Here is a 16,091-nt window from a genome sequence, read left to right as displayed (position 1 = left end):
CCGGCCTGCGCTTCCTCCCATCGAGTGGCCCGAGGGACAGCATTCGCTAGGATCGGGCCATGACCTCGGCCACCGGATCCGGACCCCAGGGGGACGCCGACGCCCGCCCGCACCGCGTCGTCGTCCTGGCCCTCGACGGCCTGCTCCCCTTCGAACTGGGCATCCCGCACCGCATCTTCGGCCGCCCCAAGGACGACCGGGGGCGGCCCCTGTACGAGGTCGTGACGTGCTCGGTGCGGCCCCCGGGCGCGGTCGAGACGGACGCCGACTTCGCCGTCCACGTCTCCCACGGCCCGGAAGCCCTGGCCACCGCCGACACGGTGATCGTCCCGGCGTCGTACGAGCTCGGCCCGGTCTACGACGAGGGCGTGCTGACCGACGAACTGGCCGCGGCGCTCACCCACCTCAGGCCCGGCACCCGGCTGGCCTCCATCTGCACGGGCGTCTACGTCCTCGCCGCCGCCGGCCTCCTCGACGGCCGCCCGGTGACCACCCACTGGGCGGAGGCCGAGCGTCTCCAGCGGCTCTTCCCGCAGGTCGAGGTCGATCCGGACGTGCTGTTCATCGACGACGGCGACGTCCTCACCTCGGCCGGCGTCGCGGCCGGCATCGACCTGTGCCTGCACATGGTGCGCCGCGACCACGGCGCGGCCGTCGCCAACGACGTGGCCCGCCGCACCGTCGTACCGCCCCACCGCGAGGGCGGTCAGGCGCAGTACATCGCGCGGCCGGTGCCCGATCCGCAGCAGGCGTCCACCACCACCGCCCGCGCCTGGGCCCTGGGCCGTCTCCACGAGCCGATCCAGCTGCGCGACATGGCCGCCCAGGAGTCCATGTCGGTCCGCACCTTCACGCGCCGCTTCCGCGAGGAGACCGGTGTCAGCCCCGGCCAGTGGCTCGCCCAGCAGCGGGTGGAACGGGCCCGGCACCTGCTGGAGTCCACCGACCGCTCCGTGGACCAGGTGGCCCGCGACGCGGGCTTCGGCACGGCCCAGTCGATGCGCCAGCACCTCCAGGCGGCCCTCGGCGTCACCCCCACCGCCTACCGGCGGACCTTCCGGGCGGAGAACACCACGACCGCCACCCGCGAAACCTGACGCCCCCGAAACCTGACACCCTCAAGACCTGACGCCCTCAGAACGTGAGCACCGCCCGCGCCACCCGCCCCGCCTCCGCGTCCGCCGCCGCCTTGTCGAAGTCCTCGACCGGATAGGTCCTGGTGACGAGTTCGTCGAGCAGGAGGCGGCCCTGCCGGTACAGGTCGGCGTACAGGGCGATGTCCCGCTGCGGGCGGGAGGAGCCGTAGCGGCAGCCGAGGATCGACTTGTCCAGGTACAGGGAGGAGACCCGGAAGGACGCCTCGGCCGCGGCCGGGGGCACGCCCAGCAGGACCGCCTGGCCGTGCCGGTCCAGCGCGTCGATCGCCTGGCGGATCAACTCCACCCGGCCGACGCACTCGAAGGCGTGGTCCGCTCCCGTGGGGAGGACGTCCCGCACCCCCGCCGTCGACGTGAGGAAGTCGGTCGCGCCGAACCGGCGTGCCACCTCCTCCTTCGCCGGGTTGGCGTCCACGGCCACGATCCGCGAGGCGCCCGCGAGCCGGGCCCCCTGCAGCACGTTCAGCCCGATCCCGCCCGTCCCGATCACCAGGACGCTGTCGCCGTGGCCCACCCGCGCCCGGTTCAACACGGCCCCCACCCCCGTCAGCACCCCGCAGCCGATGAGCGCGGCCGACGTCAGCGGGATGTCCGCGGGGATACGGACCGCCTGGACGGCCTTGACGACCGTCCGCTCCGCGAACGCCGAGTTGGACGCGAACTGGTGGACCGGCAGACCGCCGTGGCGGAACGGCCGGCCCGGGCGGCCTATGGCGAGACGGCACATGGTCGGCCGGCCCCGGTCGCAGTCGGCACAGGTCCCGCAGTGGGCGAGTGTGGACAGCGCTACATGATCCCCGGGCACCACATGAGTGACGCCCACACCCACCGCCTCCACGACGCCGGCGCCCTCATGGCCCAGCACCACGGGAACCGGGAAGGGTATGGTTCCGTCCACCACCGAGAGGTCGCTGTGGCACAGCCCGGCCGCCGCGATCGCGACGCGCACCTCGCCCGGACCCGGCTCCCGCACCTCCAGGTCCGTGACGACCCGGACCTGCTTCCCGTCGAAGACCACGCCTCGCATCACACGGCTCCCTTGGGCTCCCTGGGCAGACCGAGCACACGCTCGGCGATGATCGTGCGCTGGATCTGGTCCGAGCCGCCGTAGATCGTGTCGGCCCGGGAGAAGAGGAACAGGTGCTGCGCCGCGTCCAGTTCGTACGGCGCCGCTGCCGACCAGTCGGCGGGCCCCACCCCCGCCGCCGCGCCCCGCACCAGCACCGCCAGCTCCCCGAGCCGCTGGTGCCAGGCGGCCCACAGCAGCTTGGACACGCTCGGCGCCCCCGGACCGGCCGAGCCCCCCAGCGTGCGCAGGGCGTGCCAGCGCATGGTGCGCAGCTCGGCCCACTGCCGTACGAGCCGCTCGCGCACGACGGGATCCCGTGCCGCTCCCGACTCCACGGCCGCCCGCACCACGGCGTCCAGTTCCTCGGCGAAGCCGATCTGCTGGGCCAGCGTGGACACGCCCCGTTCGAAGCCGAGCAGGCTCATGGCCACGCGCCAGCCGTCGCCCTCCGTGCCGACGACGTGCTCGGCGTGCGCGCCGTCGAAGAAGACCTCGTTGAAGTCGCTGGTGCCGGTCAGCTGCCGGATGGGGCGGACCTCGATCCGCCCCGGCTGGTCCATGGGGACGAGCAGGAAGGTCAGCCCGTGGTGCCGCGCCGAGCCCGGTTCGCTCCGGGCCAGCACGAAGCACCAGTCCGCCTCGTGGGCGAGCGAGGTCCAGATCTTCTGCCCGGTGACGCGGTACGAACGCCCCTCACGTACCGCCGCCGTACGGATCCCGGCGAGGTCCGATCCGGCGCCGGGTTCGCTGTACCCCTGGCACCAGAGTTCGTCACCGGCGGCGATCGGGGGCAGGAAGCGGGCTTTCTGCTCCTCGGTGCCGTGGGCGATGAGCGTGGGGGCGAGCAGGTTCTCCCCGATGTGCCCCGACCGCGGGGGCGCGCCCGACCGCGCGTACTCCTCCGCCCAGACGACCTGCTGGGTGAGGGTGGCGGTGCGGTTCCCGAACCCGGACGCCTGCCACCCGAGCCCGATCCACCCGTCCGCCCCGAGGGCGCGTTCCCAAGTCCGCCGATCGACAACGCCGTCGACGTGCGAGGAGAGCCAGTCCCGGGCTTCCCCCCGAAACACCTCATCCTCCGCCCCGAACCCGAAATCCATCACGGTTCTCCTCCCACCCAGGGGCGCGGGGAACTGCGCGCACAGCCACAACCAAACCCGCACCCGCCACACAACCCGCACCTCCGAGCTACTGGGCGTTGGACCCGAGCTCCTGGGCGTTGGGCCGCTCCCCCTCCCGCGCCGCCCTCTCCATCTCCCCCACCCGCTCCAACATCGGCATCGGATCAACCCCCACCGACCCGGGCAGAAACTCCGCGATCCCCTCCACGGTCCAACCGCCGGAGGCATACGCGGCGCGCAACTCCCTCGGCTGCGCCCACACCGCGATCTTCGGCCCGGCGACCGTGTACACCTGCCCGGTGATCCCCTGCCGGGCAGCCTGGTCGGACAGCAGATACACCACCAGCGCGGCGACGTCCTCCGGCTCCCCGATCTCCGCCAGTTCCATCGGCACTCCCGCCGACATCCGGGTCCGGGCGACCGGCGCCACCGCGTTCGCGGTCACGCCGTACTTGTGCAGCCCCAGCGCGGCGCTGCGCACCAGTGAGATGACGCCGCCCTTCGCGGCGCTGTAGTTCGCCTGCGACACCGACCCCTGATGGTTGCCGCTGGTGAACCCGATCAGCGTGCCGGCGCGCTGTTTTCGCATCACCGCGGAGGCCGCCCGTAACACCGTGAACGTCCCCTTGAGGTGCGTCGCGACGACCGGGTCCCACTCCTCCTCGGTCATGTTGAACAGCATCCGCTCGCGCAGGATCCCGGCCACGCAGACGACCCCGTCCAGCCGCCCGTACGACGACAGCGCCACGTCGACCACGCGCTGCCCGCCCGCCATGGTGGAGATGTCGTCGGCGACGGCCACCGCCGCCCCGCCCGCCGCCTCGATCTCCTTGACCACGGCCTCGGCGACCTCGCTGGTCGGTGAGGCGCCGTCGACCGCGACGCCGTAGTCGTTGACCACGACCTGCGCGCCCTCGGCCGCCGCCGCGAGCGCGACCGCCCGGCCGATGCCCCGTCCGGCGCCGGTGACGGCGACGACCTTGCCTGCCAAGAAGTTCCCCACGCCCGGCCCCTTCCCGTCCCACGGTTTCTGACGGACCGTTAGATTTCTCGGTTCCCGAATTCTACGACCCGTCAGATACGGGAAGACAAGCCCCGGGGAGGACTCATGTCACTGCCGGACGCGTTCCACGACATCGCCAAGCGCGTGAACAACTGGGGCCGTTGGGGAGCCGACGACGAGCTCGGCACGCTGAACCTGATCACCGACGAGGTGGTCCGGGAAGCCGCCGCCGGTGTGCGCACGGGGCGCCGGGTCCCGCTGGCGCTGCCCCTCCAGCAGGACGGCGTGCAGACCGGAATGATCCCGGGCCGCGTGAACCCGCTGCACGTGATGGTGCAGATCAACCAGGAGCTCTTCGGCCCGGGCACGGTCGCGTGCAGCGACGACGCGGTGACCATGGGGCTGCAGGCCGCCACCCACTGGGACGCCCTGCCGCACGTCTCGCACTCGGGCCGGCTCTACAACGGCCGCCCGGCGGACAGCATCACCGCGCACGGCGGCGCCGGGTTCAGCGGCATCGACAAGGTGCGGCACGTCGTATCGCGCGGGGTACTGCTCGACGTCGCCCGGGCCCGGGGCACGGACCGGCTCGCCGGGGGGCACGCCGTGACGCCCGAGGACCTGGACGCCGCCGAGGAACTGGCCGGTACGCGGGTGCGGGCCGGTGACGTCGTGCTCGTGCGGACGGGGCAGGTCCAGGTCTGCCTGGCCGGGGACCGGCACGCCTACGCGTATCCGTCGCCGGGGTTGTCGATCCGGACGCCGGAGTGGTTCCGCGCGCGCGATGTGGCGGCCGTCGCCAACGACACCCTCACCTTCGAGGTGTTCCCGCCCGAGGTGGAGGACCTGTGGCTGCCGGTGCACGCCCTCCACCTGGTGGAGATGGGGATGCCGCAGGGCCAGAACTGGAATCTCGAAGAGTTGTCCACAGCCTGTGGAGAAACGGGTCGCTACGCGTTCCTCCTGGCGGCGACGCCCGAGCCGTTCACCGGGGCGACCGGGGCTCCGGTCGCCCCGGTCGCCGTCCTGTAGGCCACCCCCCTGAAGCTGGATGGCGGCGCTGCGCTGCTCGCCCCGAGCACCGCAGCGCGCGCCGCCACCCGACTCCGGCGCTCCCGCCCCGGCTCCCGTGGCCCTGAAGGGGAGCCGACGCCGAATCACGACTCACACTCGCCGAGGGCCCCCGTCGTCGAAGCCCTCGCCGTCCCCTCACGGCGAATCGCTGCCCACAAGCGTGAGCAACCGGTCACGACGCGTCAACACCCGTTCGGCGATTTATTGCTTATGCGGCATTTGCTATGGGCGCGCACGGAAGCACATCCCGGCGCATCGCCGCATGCCATGACGAAACGGCCGACCGGCCGCGCCTCCGTGCCCCGACCCCGCCGCACGTCCGCGCGGCATGTGCCGCCGTACACCGCGGGGCGACCACCCCGCGCCCGTCGAGCGCGGGCGGCGGAGGGGCCCTATACGGCCTCGTAGGCCGCCAGCCCCTCGAAGGCGGTTCCGCCGGCGTCGCCGTACGCCACCGCGCCACCTCCGCACGACGCCGCGACCTCGCGGGACTTCGCGCACCGGTCGAGTTCGCACCAGATGCGCTTGCCGGTGCTCTCGACGCTCCAGCCCCAGCGGTCGGCGAGGCCGTCGACGAGGGCGAGGCCCCGGCCGCCGGTCGCATCGTCGTCGGCACACCGGGGCACGGGGGCCCGGCCGCTGCGGTCGGCGACCTCCAGGCGGACCGTGGCCTCCTCCGTCACCGCGGGCGGCAGGGAGAGCCGCAGCACGGCGGGACGGCCGGTGTGCACCACGGCGTTGGTGACGAGCTCGGAGACGAGCAGCACCAGCGTCTCGGCGAGCGGCTCATCGGCCTGTATGCCCGACCCGGTCAGGCGCGAGCGGGCCCACCGCCGGGCCCGCCCCACCTCTGCGGGGTCGGGCCGGATCTCCAGCTGCACTTGAAGCACCTGCACCGCTCACACCATCCGAACCGGCGGACACTTAGGCTCGCGCCTCACGAGGGCCACGATCGTAGCCATTTTCTGCATGGCCAGAACAACGGCCGGGACAAGGATCACGGAATGTGAATCCCTTGTGGGACAGCATGGTTGACGTACAGTCACCCCAACAAGCGCTTCGGGCATATTCCAGCGCGAAGGAGTACCCGTGCGGCATACTGTGCGACGCCCGTCGCGGGCAGTCGAACAGGCGGCGCCACTGGGTCGCGCTGCACTCAGAGCCACTCGCATCTCACACAAGGTACCGGAGCGGGCAGTCGACTCCGGGCCGTGACGAGTCACGCAGAGGACACAAGCCGGTATCAACGCTCCGTAATCCCGGTGTGCCACGATCCGCGACATCTCCCCGGGCATATTCGGCGATGCCGCAGCCAGCGGGCCCGTCAGGCCTCTCCGGCCATCAGAGCAGCCGCCAGAATCTCCTCACTCTCCGTAACCCCTCCCGTACGGTGGGTTCGAACCCATGCCCGTTTCAGGTGGAGGTGGACCTCGGACTCCCAGGTGAAGCCCATGCCGCCGTGGACCTGGAGGCAGTCGCGCGCGCCGTGTACCGCGGCCTCGTCGGCGAGCAGCCGGGCGGCGGCGATGTCGACCGGGTCGGCGGTGACGGCCGCCGCGTACACCGCGGCGCGGGCCGTCTCCGTGCGCACCAGCATCCCGGCGCACAGGTGTGCCACCGCCTGGAAGGCCCCGACGGGCCGTCCGAACTGTTCGCGCGCCCGGGCGTGTTGCGCCGCCAGTTCGCAGACCCGGGCCGCCGTGCCGAGTTGCTCGGCCGCGGTGAGGAGGGCGGCGACGGGGTCCCGGCCGGGCTGTCGCGCGGGGAGGCGGTGCAGGGGCGTCAGCGGGTCGAGCGAGCGCAGCGGCACGGCCCCGGTGGCGTCCCCGCGTACGACGTCCGCCTCCGCCAGCCACTCCACCAGCATGCCGTCGACGGCCGCGACCACCGTCTCCCCGGTCGCCGCGCCCGGCACCGCACCGGCCGCGAGGTGCGTGGCCAGCAGCGGCCCGGGCAGCAGCGCCCGTCCCGCCTCCTCGAACGCCAACACCGCCTCCGGCAGCCCGAGTCCGACCCCGCCGTCCGCCTCCGGCAGCCGCAGCGCGAAGAACCCGGCGTCGCCGAGGGTCCGCCACAGGGCGCGGTCGAGCCGGGGCGGCCCGCCCGCAGGGCCTTCCCTGCCCCGGTCCGCACCACCGACGCCGACGCCGACGCCGTCACCGCCCGCCACGGCCCCCCACAGCGCCTCCCGGTCGAAGCAGCGCCCCAGCAGCTCCCGCACCCCGTCCCGCAAGGCCCGCTGGTCCTCCGTGAGTCGGAACCGCACCGTCCGCTCACCGTCCCTTCGGCAGGCCGAGGATCCGCTCGGCGACGATGGTGTGCTGGATCTGCGAGGTGCCGGCCGCGATGGTGTACGAGAGGGAGGAGAGGCGGTCGAGCGTCCAGGGGCGGTCCAGGTCGAGGCAGTCGGCGCCCAGTACCTCGGCGGCGGCGTCGTACAGCTCCTGGCGGGCGTGCGAGTAGCGGAGCTTGAAGACCGAGCCGCCGGTGCCGGGCACCCCGCCCGAGGCCTCCGCCGCGCTCACGTTCCACTGCGCCAGCCGCCACAGCGCCCGGAACTCGGCGCCCAGCCTGCCCAGCCGGCGACGGAGCGCCGGGTCGTCCCAGCGGCCGTTCTTCCGAGCCTCGACGGCCAGTTCGGCCAGGACGCGGCGGCAGGCGACGACCTCCCCGGCGAAGGCCGTGCCGCGTTCGAAGGACAGGGTCACCATGGTGACGCGCCAGCCGTCGTTCTCGTCCCCGACCCGGTTCTCCACCGGCACGCACACCTCGTCGAGGAAGACCTCGGCGAACTCGGCAGACCCGGCGAGGGTGCGCAGCGGCCGTACGGTGATGCCGGGCGCGTCCATGGGCATGGCCAGCCAGGTGATGCCGCGGTGCTTCGGGGCGTGCGGGTCGGTGCGGACCAACAGCTCGCACCAGTCGGCGACTTCCGCGTGGGAGGTCCAGATCTTGGAGCCGGTCACCACGTAGGTGTCGCCGTCGCGCCGCGCGCGGGTGCGCAGGGCCGCGAGGTCGGAGCCGGCCTCCGGTTCGCTGAAGCCCTGGCACCAGACCTCCTCGCCGCGCAGGATCGGCGGCAGCCAGCGCTCCCGCTGTTCCGGCGTGCCCTCGGCGGCGATGGTGGGCCCGGCGTGCAGCAGTCCCACGAAGTTGGCGCCCACGTAGGGCGCGCCGGCCTGCTCGGTCTCCTCCAGGAAGATCAGTCGGAGCGTCGGGGAGGCGTCCCAGTGGACGTCCGCGTACCCGGCGTCGTGGAGCCTGCGCTGCCAGCCGAGGTCGTACGCCCGCCGCCCGGGCCAGTCGTCGGGGGACGGCTTGGGCGGGAGGCCGGGGAGCGTCGTCGCGAGCCAGTCCCGCAGCCGGGCCCGGAACTCCTCCTCCTCGGGCGTGTACGAGAGGTCCATCAGCGGTCGAGGTCCAGGTCCAGCATCCGGATGGCGTTGCCCCGCATCAGCTTGTAGACGGTCTCGTCGTCGAGGCCCTTGACGTGGTCGAGGGCGACCTCCTTGGTGTGCGGGAAGGTCGAGTCGACGTGCGGGTAGTCGGTCTCGAAGGTGGCGTTGTCGCGGCCGACGACGTCGATCGAGGCGACGCCGTGCTTGTCGCGGAAGAAGCAGCAGTAGATCTGCCGGTAGTAGTACGTCGACGGCGGCTCGGGGATCGTGTCGCGGACCCCGCCCCAGGCGCGGTGCTCCTCCCAGACGTCGTCGGCGCGTTCCAGGGCGTAGGGGACCCAGCCCATCTGGCCTTCGGAGTAGGCCAGTTTCAGGCGGGGGAACTTCACCAGCACCCCGCTGAAGAGGAAGTCCATCATCGAGGCCATCGCGTTGTTGAAGCTGAGGGAGGCCTGGACGGCGGGCGGGGCGTCGGGGGACGCGGCCGGCATCTGGGAGCTGCTGCCGATGTGCATGTTCACGACCGTGCCGGTCTCCTCGCAGACGGCGAAGAACGGGTCCCAGTAGCCCGAGTGGATGGAGGGCAGCCCGAGGTGGGTGGGGATCTCGGAGAAGGTCACCGCCTTCACCCCGCGCGCGGCGTTGCGGTGGATCTCCGTGACCGCCAGGTCGACGTCCCACAGCGGGATCAGGCAGAGCGGGATGAGCCGCCCGCCGCTGTCGCCGCACCACTCCTGAACCATCCAGTCGTTGTAGGCGCGCACACAGGCGAGGGCGACCTCCTTGTCGTGCGCCTCGGCGAAGGTCTGGCCGCAGAAGCGGGGGAAGGACGGGAAGCAGAGGGACGCCTCGACATGATTGAGGTCCATGTCCTCCAGGCGGGCCTTGGGGTCCCAGCAGCCGCGCCGCATCTCCTCGCGGGTGATGCCTTCGAGGGTCATCTCGTCCCGGTCGAAGCCGACGGCGGCGATGTTGCGCTTGTACGGGAACTTCAGGTCCTCGTAGATCCACCAGTCGGTGGGCGGGCCGTCCGGGTCCATCGTGATGCGGTACTTGCCGCCGATGTAGGCGAGGTCGCCGATCCCGGCGGTCAGCGGCTTGGGCCCGCGGTCGCGGTACTTGGCCGGCAGCCAGGTGTCGAAGAGGTGGGCGGGCTCGATCACGTGGTCGTCGACGCTGATGATGCGGGGCAGTTCGGTCGCCATGGGTCCCCTCCGCCGGACGGTACTTATCTGATGCAGCGTCAGTTAGCATCCCATCTGACGACCCGTCAGCCAAGCAGCAGGGGGCAGCCGTGAACGAGACCCCGCACGCCCTGAGTTCGTCCCGCACCCTGTGGGAGCTGGTCAGCCGCCGCGCCGCCCTCACCCCCGACCGCCCGCTCTTCCTCCAGGACGACCGCGCCCTCACCTTCGGCGGGCTGGCCGCGCGTGCCGAGCGGGTGGCGGCCGGCCTGTACGGCATGGGTGTGCGCCCCGGCACGGTGGTCGCCTGGCAGCTGCCCACCCGTATCGAGACGGCCGTGCTGTCCTTCGCGCTGGCCCGCCTCGGCGCCGTGCAGACCCCGGTGATCCCCTTCTACCGGGACCGCGAGGTCGGCTTCGCGCTGCGGGAGTCCAAGGCGGAGTTCTTCGTGGTACCGGGCGTGTGGCGCGGCTTCGACCACACGGAGATGGCCCGGAGGCTGGGCGCGAGGGGCCTCTTCGAGGCCTACGACGACCTGCCCGAGGGCGATCCGTCCGTACTGCCCGCCCCGCCCGCCGACGGCACCGCCGTCCGCTGGATCTACTGGACGTCCGGCACGACCTCCGACCCCAAGGGCGTGCTGCACACGGACCGTTCGCTCCTCGCGGGCGGCTCCTGCCTCGCGCACGCCCTGCGGCCCTCTGCGGACGACGTCGGGTCGATCGCCTTCCCGTACGCCCACATAGGCGGGCCCGACTACACGGTGATGCTGCTGCTGTACGGCTTCCCGGCGGTGCTGTTCGAGCAGTTCGCGCTGCCGGAGGCGCTGGCGGCGTACCGGGCGCACGGGGTGACGATCGCGGGCGGGTCGACGGCGTTCTACTCGATGTTCCTGACGGAGCAGCGCAAGCGGCCCGGGGAGCCCGTGGTGCCGTCCCTGCGGCTGCTGGCGGGGGGCGGGGCGCCCAAGCCGCCGGAGCTGTACGACGCCGTGGTGCGTGAGATGGGCGTGCAGCTCAGCCACGGGTACGGCATGACCGAGGTGCCGATGATCACCATGGGGTCGCCGGACGACAGCCCCGAGCTGCTGGCGACGACCGAGGGGCGGCCGCCGGCGGGCATGGAGATACGGATCGTGGACGGAGAGGTGCGGTTGCGCGGGGAGGCCGTGTGCCGGGGGTATCTGGACCCGGCACAGACCGCGGAGGCCTTCGACGAGGAGGGTTTCCTGCGCACCGGCGACCTCGGGCGGCTGACGGAGACCGGGCATCTGGTGCTCACCGGCCGGCTCAAGGACGTGATCATCCGCAAGGGCGAGAACATCTCGGCCCAGGAGATCGAGGACCTGCTGCACCGGCATCCGGCGGTCGGGGACGCGGCCGTGATCGGGCTGCCGGACGCGGCGCGCGGGGAGCTGGTGTGCGCGGTGGTGGAACAGCCGCCGGGAGCCGGGCCCTTGACCCTCGACGCCGTGACCGCGTTCCTGCGCGCCGAGGGGCTGTCCGTGCACAAGCTGCCGGAGCGGCTGGAGGTGGTGGACGCCCTTCCGCGGGGCGAGACCCTGCGGAAGGTGCTGAAGTACAAGCTGCGCGAGCGCTACGCGGGCACGTGACCCGCAGCGGGCAGGCCCCCGGAGGCGCGGGGAACTGCGCGCACAACCACCTTCACCCGCAGCCGCCCGCCCAGAACAACCCCCACGGCGACGGGGCGCCGGCATCCCGCGGGCGCGTGGTCCTACTCGGGGACGGTGAAGTAGCGGGCGAAGGCGGGTACGACCTCGGCCTCGCCGACCTTGCCGTCGCCGTCCGCGTCGAGCGTGGCGGCGGCCGGGCCGGCGACGTCCTCGGGGACGCCGAGGCACTTGAGCACGCGGGCGGCCTCCTCGACCGTCGCCGCGCTGTCACCGTCGGTGTCGGCGACGTCCAGGGCCGCGTGCAGGAAGGGGCGGGCGATCTCGGCGAACCGGTCGGGGTTGTCGCGCAGGCGCTTGACCGCGCCGTTGACGAACTCCTCGCGCGTGATGCGCTGGTCGCCGTCGCGGTCCGCTATCCCCGCCATGCCCTGCCAGAACGCCTCGGCGCCGCCGTACAGCGCCTGTCCCTTGTCGGAGCGGGCCGCCACGGCGAACTCCGCGAGCAGCGCCTTGGCCGCCCCGTAGAAGTCCTCGCGGTCGATGTAGCCGTTGCCGTCCTGGTCGAAGGTGGCGAACCGGGCGGCGATCCTGCGCTCGTACTCGCTGCTGACCATGTCTCTTTCGGGCCGCCTTACGTCAGGTGGGGTGCGTCTCGGTCGGAGCGTACGACGGAGGGGGCCGTCCGGGCGCGCGAAAACGTCACTTGTGCCAAGACCGGGGGAATTCCGGGACAACAGCGTGTCGGAACGGCAACACTCGGCCTACCGTGCGTGGTGGTTCCGTCACGCGGACAGGGGTTCGCCCTCGTCGCCCAGGGCCGCGTCCAGATCGCCGTACACGTCGAACAGGCGGCGGACGCCCAGGGCGCCGAGGACCCGGTTGACGTGGGACCCGTCGGCCGCGCCCCGGGCGGGCAGCACCAGCCGCAGCCGGCCCTGGCAGGAGCGGATCAGCCGGCGGGCGGCGATGAGCACGCCGACGCCGCTGGAATCGCAGAAGAACACCTCGGACAGGTCCAGGACCAGACAGTGATGCCCCTCGGCCACCACGTCGTGCACCCGCTGACGCAGCACCGGCGACGTCACCAGATCCAGCTCGCCCGACACCTGGAGCACGGCCCACTCGCCCTGCTCGCCGCCGGTCACTTTGAAGGTCACCACCACGCCCCTCGCTCGCCAAAACGGAAGCAATGCCTACGCTTCCTTGCAGCGCGGCTGCCCAGCGGCCGTTTCCCTGAAACACAACCCGAAAAACGGATCCCCTGCGGAAGAGGCTTGTTTTAGTCGACTTCGATCCTGTTCGATCCTCTTCAGTCAGGTCTGATCGGAGGGCGGAGGGGTAGGCGCGGTCCCGGAGGACCCGGCACGGGCGCCCGCGACCCCCTACCACCTGCGGCCCGTCGGGGGGCGCACATTGCCACAAAGGGGCGTGCGTGACCGGACGTGCCGACTACATTCGGGGAGACGGCGAGCACACGCTGGACAGGTCACGGGCGCGGGACACGAGCAGGGGGTGAGGGGGCCGCATGGCGAAGAAGGACGTACCGCCGCGCTGGGACCGCAAGATGCAGCAGCGGCTCGCCCGCGGGGAGGCGGCCGCCCTCGGTGAGCTCTACGACCGGTTCGCCTCCCTCGTGCACGGCCTCGCCCACCGGGTGCTCGGCGACGAGCGCGCCGCCGACGGCATCACCCGCGAGGTCTTCGTCCACGTCTGGGAGCACCCCGACTCCTACGACCCCAAGCAGGGCCCGCTGCGCACCTGGGTCGCCACGCTGACCCACCGGCTCGCGGTGCAGCGGCTGCGCGCCACCGAGACCGCCGCCCTCGCCCGCGACGGCTCCGGCACCGCCGAGGAGCTGGAGCACAAGGTGCGCCACGCCGCGGTCGCCGCCCGCGCCGACTACATCGTCCAGTCCATGCCGGTGCCGCTGCGCTCCGCCCTGGAGCGGGCCTACTTCCAGCGCCGGGACTATCGCCAGACCGCCGCCGACCTCGGCATCACCGAGGACGAGGCCCGCCGCCGCCTGCGCCTCGGCCTGCAACTGCTGTCCACCGCCCACGACACCCAGGCACCGGGCGCACCGCCCGGATACGGGGGTGCGGTGTGAACGGGCCGGACCGGTTCGATGCCCACGACGGCCATGGAGAAGACGGCGACCACGAGGAGACCGACAACGCCCGGGGCGCGAGCGGCGTCCAGGACGACGGCGGTTCCGGCGCGCCGGGCGGGCCGCAGGGGCCGGACGGGCCCGGGCGGGGGCCGGGTCGGCCGCCGCGGATACCGATGCCCCGGGCATCCGTCGAGGACAGCGGGCTGCCACTGCCAGCGCCGGCGGACCTCGGCGACGCGGCCCCGCCGCCCGTACCGCCCGTGTTCGAGCACCGCGTGCTGAAGGCCCTGCTCGGCGCGTGGGCGCTGGCCGCCTGCTCGGCCGAGGAGGCCACGGCCGTCGAGGAGCACCTCGGCGCGTGCGGCGCGTGTGCCGACGAGGCACGGCGGCTGCGCGAGGCGGTCGGGCTGCTGCAACGCCCCGAGAGCCTCGACCTGGACCCGGGCCTGCGCACCCGCGTCCTTCAGACCTGCCTGGAGCGGCGCCCGCCGCGCATCCCGGTGCCGGACTGGGCGGCCGCGTACGACGCCGAGACCGCGCGCCTGGACGCCCTGCTGCAGGACTTCGGCGACGCCGAGTGGCACGCGCCGGTACGGCTGCGCTGGTTCCGGGGCGACGAGTCGACGAGCCGCCGCACCACCGTCGCCGGGGTGATCGCGCACCTGCTCAGCGTCGACGGGCTGGTGGCGGTCGCGCTGGGCCTCGACGACCCGCTGGGCGACGTGACGTCCCGGCGTCCGACACCGGCGTCCCGGACCGAGGCGTACTGGCGTGCCTCCCACTTCCCGCCGAACCGCGCGGTGCGGGCGCCCTGGCGGGAACAGAGCCACGGCCTGGTCCGCACGGTGTCCTTCACGGGCAGCGGCGTCGGCCGGATGCCGGTGTCGTACGGCGACTTCGAACTGCCCCTGCACGACGCGATGCTCGACCGGGCCTTCGAGTGCTGGGTGCACGCCGAGGACATCGCGGACGCGGTCGACTACCCCTACGACCCACCCTCGCCGCGCCATCTGCACCGCATGATCGACCTGGCGGCCCGCATGCTGCCGACGGCCCTGGCCCACCGCCGGCAGACCGGCCTCGCGGCCCCCGCCCACCACCGCCACCTCGTGGCGGCGGGCGCACCCGGCCGCAGCCTCCGCCTGGAGATCGAGGGCTCGGGCGGCGGCGAGTGGCTGATCCCCCTCGACTCCCCCGCGGCCAAGGGCTCCGCCGACCACGAGGTGGCCCACGTCGCCCTGGACGGCGTCGAGTTCTGCCGCCTGGCAGCAGGCCACGTACCCCCGCAGGAGGCGGCAGCGGGCCAGGTGGGAGACAGGGAGGCGATCAGGGACGTCCTCTACGCCGCCGCCTCACTGAGCCGGATGTGAGGGGCTTGGGGGCGCGGGGAACTGCGCGAACAGCCCCCACGCACCCGCACCCGCCCACCGAACGGGACGAACCGAGCTCCTAGGCGAACACCACAGTCCGCCGCCCATTGAGCAGAATCCGACGCTCGGCATGCCACTTCACGGCCCGCGCCAGCGCCTGGCACTCCACATCGCGCCCGATCGCGACCAGCCCCTCGGGCGTCACGTCGTGCCCGACCCGCTCGACCTCCTGCTCGATGATCGGCCCCTCGTCGAGGTCGGCCGTCACGTAGTGGGCGGTCGCACCGATCAGCTTCACACCCCGGGCGTGAGCCTGGTGATACGGCTTCGCCCCCTTGAAGCTCGGCAGGAACGAGTGGTGGATGTTGATGATCCGGCCGGCCAGCGCCTTGCAGAGATCGTCCGACAGCACCTGCATGTAGCGGGCGAGGACGACCAGTTCCACGCCCTCCTCACGCACGATGTCGAGCAGCCGCGCCTCCGCCTCGGCCTTCGTGTCCTTCGTCACCGGAATGTGGTGGAAGGGGATGTTGTAGGAGGCCACCAGCTCGGCGAAGTCCGTGTGGTTGGACACCACGCCCGCGATCTCCACCGGCAGCGCGCCGGTCCGCGCCCGGAACAGCAGGTCGTTCAGGCAGTGCCCGAACTTGCTGACCATCAGCAGGATGCGCATCTTCTCGTCGCCGCGGTTGATCTGCCACTCCATCTGGAAGGAGTCACCGATCGCCGCGAAGCTGGCCCGCAGCTTCTCCACGGTCACCGGCGCGTCCGCCGAGAAGTGGACCCGCATGAAGAACAGTCCCGTGTCGTGGTCGCCGAACTGCTGGCTGTCCTCGATGTTGCAACCGGTCATGAACAGATAGCTCGACACGGCGTGCACGATGCCCTTCCTGTCCGGGCAGGAAAGGGTGAGGACGTACTGGTCGGCCGGGACCGCGGCGCTGGTGGACTGCTCGTTCATGCACGACAGG

At 72.5% G+C, this 16,091-nt stretch carries 15 protein-coding genes; 5 read left to right on the top strand and 10 right to left on the bottom strand.

Features of this window, described 5'->3' with window-relative positions; all coding sequences use genetic code 11:
• Positions 1-59: 59 nt before the first annotated feature.
• Entirely contained in the window at positions 60-1,097 is a 1,038-nt protein-coding gene (locus ACSUPV_RS22930; RefSeq protein WP_436948417.1) for a GlxA family transcriptional regulator, read from the top strand.
• Positions 1,098-1,134: 37 nt separating this feature from the next.
• On the opposite strand, the gene ACSUPV_RS22925 is transcribed toward ACSUPV_RS22930, so the two are convergent.
• From ACSUPV_RS22925 to ACSUPV_RS22915, 3 genes are all read right to left on the bottom strand, one after another.
• A complete protein-coding gene (locus ACSUPV_RS22925) occupies positions 1,135-2,184 on the bottom strand; it encodes a Zn-dependent alcohol dehydrogenase (protein ID WP_037759573.1) in 1,050 nt (349 codons plus the stop codon).
• Entirely contained in the window at positions 2,184-3,326 is a 1,143-nt protein-coding gene (locus ACSUPV_RS22920; protein ID WP_436948415.1) for an acyl-CoA dehydrogenase family protein, read from the bottom strand. The genes ACSUPV_RS22925 and ACSUPV_RS22920 overlap by 1 nt, the downstream gene beginning before the upstream one ends.
• Before the next feature lie 88 nt (positions 3,327-3,414).
• Positions 3,415-4,350 carry an SDR family oxidoreductase gene (locus ACSUPV_RS22915; protein ID WP_436948414.1) on the bottom strand — a complete coding sequence of 312 codons (936 nt, stop codon included), beginning with the start codon at positions 4,348-4,350 and terminating at the stop codon, positions 3,415-3,417.
• A 105-nt stretch (positions 4,351-4,455) separates the two neighbouring features.
• Here ACSUPV_RS22915 and ACSUPV_RS22910 point away from each other — a divergent pair, with 105 nt between their 5' ends.
• The gene (locus ACSUPV_RS22910; protein WP_436948412.1) at positions 4,456-5,382 is read left to right on the top strand and encodes a cyclase family protein; all 927 of its coding nucleotides are present in this window, start codon (positions 4,456-4,458) and stop codon (positions 5,380-5,382) included.
• Positions 5,383-5,816: 434 nt separating this feature from the next.
• Here the strand turns inward: ACSUPV_RS22910 and ACSUPV_RS22905 are convergent, their stop codons facing one another.
• The 4 genes from ACSUPV_RS22905 to ACSUPV_RS22890 form a co-directional block, all read right to left on the bottom strand.
• Positions 5,817-6,305: an ATP-binding protein gene (locus ACSUPV_RS22905; RefSeq protein ID WP_037759569.1), complete on the bottom strand. Its 489-nt coding sequence runs from the start codon at positions 6,303-6,305 to the stop codon at positions 5,817-5,819.
• A gap of 443 nt (positions 6,306-6,748) precedes the next feature.
• Positions 6,749-7,690, bottom strand: a complete 942-nt coding sequence (locus tag ACSUPV_RS22900) for an acyl-CoA dehydrogenase family protein (RefSeq protein ID WP_436948410.1) — start codon at positions 7,688-7,690, stop codon at positions 6,749-6,751.
• 7 nt (positions 7,691-7,697) lie between these two features.
• Positions 7,698-8,831, bottom strand: coding sequence for an acyl-CoA dehydrogenase family protein (locus ACSUPV_RS22895; RefSeq protein ID WP_031113544.1), 1,134 nt, complete (start codon positions 8,829-8,831; stop codon positions 7,698-7,700).
• Entirely contained in the window at positions 8,831-10,027 is a 1,197-nt protein-coding gene (locus ACSUPV_RS22890; RefSeq protein ID WP_037759565.1) for an amidohydrolase family protein, read from the bottom strand. Before ACSUPV_RS22890 ends, ACSUPV_RS22895 begins: the two co-directional genes overlap by 1 nt.
• A gap of 89 nt (positions 10,028-10,116) precedes the next feature.
• On the opposite strand from ACSUPV_RS22890, the gene ACSUPV_RS22885 reads away from it, so the two are divergent.
• Positions 10,117-11,619, top strand: a complete 1,503-nt coding sequence (locus ACSUPV_RS22885; RefSeq protein ID WP_436948407.1) for a class I adenylate-forming enzyme family protein — start codon at positions 10,117-10,119, stop codon at positions 11,617-11,619.
• A gap of 122 nt (positions 11,620-11,741) precedes the next feature.
• On the opposite strand, the gene ACSUPV_RS22880 is transcribed toward ACSUPV_RS22885, so the two are convergent.
• Both ACSUPV_RS22880 and ACSUPV_RS22875 read right to left on the bottom strand, forming a co-directional pair.
• Positions 11,742-12,254, bottom strand: coding sequence for an EF-hand domain-containing protein (locus ACSUPV_RS22880; protein ID WP_031113549.1), 513 nt, complete (start codon positions 12,252-12,254; stop codon positions 11,742-11,744).
• A gap of 168 nt (positions 12,255-12,422) precedes the next feature.
• Entirely contained in the window at positions 12,423-12,803 is a 381-nt protein-coding gene (locus ACSUPV_RS22875; protein WP_010035749.1) for an STAS domain-containing protein, read from the bottom strand.
• A gap of 362 nt (positions 12,804-13,165) precedes the next feature.
• Between ACSUPV_RS22875 and ACSUPV_RS22870 the strand changes: the two genes are divergently transcribed.
• Both ACSUPV_RS22870 and ACSUPV_RS22865 read left to right on the top strand, forming a co-directional pair.
• The gene (locus ACSUPV_RS22870; RefSeq protein WP_031113551.1) at positions 13,166-13,747 is read left to right on the top strand and encodes a sigma-70 family RNA polymerase sigma factor; all 582 of its coding nucleotides are present in this window, start codon (positions 13,166-13,168) and stop codon (positions 13,745-13,747) included.
• On the top strand, positions 13,744-15,120 hold the full coding sequence (locus ACSUPV_RS22865; RefSeq protein WP_436948405.1) for a maleylpyruvate isomerase N-terminal domain-containing protein: 1,377 nt from the start codon (positions 13,744-13,746) through the stop codon (positions 15,118-15,120). Before ACSUPV_RS22870 ends, ACSUPV_RS22865 begins: the two co-directional genes overlap by 4 nt.
• Positions 15,121-15,199: 79 nt before the next feature.
• On the opposite strand, the gene purU is transcribed toward ACSUPV_RS22865, so the two are convergent.
• Positions 15,200-16,081, bottom strand: coding sequence for a formyltetrahydrofolate deformylase (purU, locus tag ACSUPV_RS22860; protein WP_031113553.1), 882 nt, complete (start codon positions 16,079-16,081; stop codon positions 15,200-15,202).
• Between the last annotated feature and the right edge of the window lie 10 nt (positions 16,082-16,091).

Origin of the sequence: Streptomyces sp. SudanB52_2052 (genome assembly GCF_964272415.1) — a bacterium.
Taxonomy (GTDB): Bacteria; Actinomycetota; Actinomycetes; order Streptomycetales; family Streptomycetaceae; genus Streptomyces; species Streptomyces olindensis.
Note: the sequence above shows the minus strand (reverse complement) of the source record. Positions and strands in the feature narration are given on the sequence as shown.

What these genes read in the sequence shown, in the direction of transcription:
- ACSUPV_RS22925 (WP_037759573.1), bottom strand. Translation starts at nt 2,184, where the DNA reads ATGCGAGGCGTGGTCTTCGACGGGAAGCAGGTCCGGGTCGTCACGGAC.
- ACSUPV_RS22890 (WP_037759565.1), bottom strand. Translation starts at nt 10,027, where the DNA reads ATGGCGACCGAACTGCCCCGCATCATCAGCGTCGACGACCACGTGATC.
- ACSUPV_RS22910 (WP_436948412.1), top strand. Translation starts at nt 4,456, where the DNA reads ATGTCACTGCCGGACGCGTTCCACGACATCGCCAAGCGCGTGAACAAC.
- ACSUPV_RS22930 (WP_436948417.1), top strand. Translation starts at nt 60, where the DNA reads ATGACCTCGGCCACCGGATCCGGACCCCAGGGGGACGCCGACGCCCGC.
- ACSUPV_RS22895 (WP_031113544.1), bottom strand. Translation starts at nt 8,831, where the DNA reads ATGGACCTCTCGTACACGCCCGAGGAGGAGGAGTTCCGGGCCCGGCTG.
- purU (WP_031113553.1), bottom strand. Translation starts at nt 16,081, where the DNA reads ATGAACGAGCAGTCCACCAGCGCCGCGGTCCCGGCCGACCAGTACGTC.
- ACSUPV_RS22870 (WP_031113551.1), top strand. Translation starts at nt 13,166, where the DNA reads ATGGCGAAGAAGGACGTACCGCCGCGCTGGGACCGCAAGATGCAGCAG.
- ACSUPV_RS22880 (WP_031113549.1), bottom strand. Translation starts at nt 12,254, where the DNA reads ATGGTCAGCAGCGAGTACGAGCGCAGGATCGCCGCCCGGTTCGCCACC.
- ACSUPV_RS22920 (WP_436948415.1), bottom strand. Translation starts at nt 3,326, where the DNA reads ATGGATTTCGGGTTCGGGGCGGAGGATGAGGTGTTTCGGGGGGAAGCC.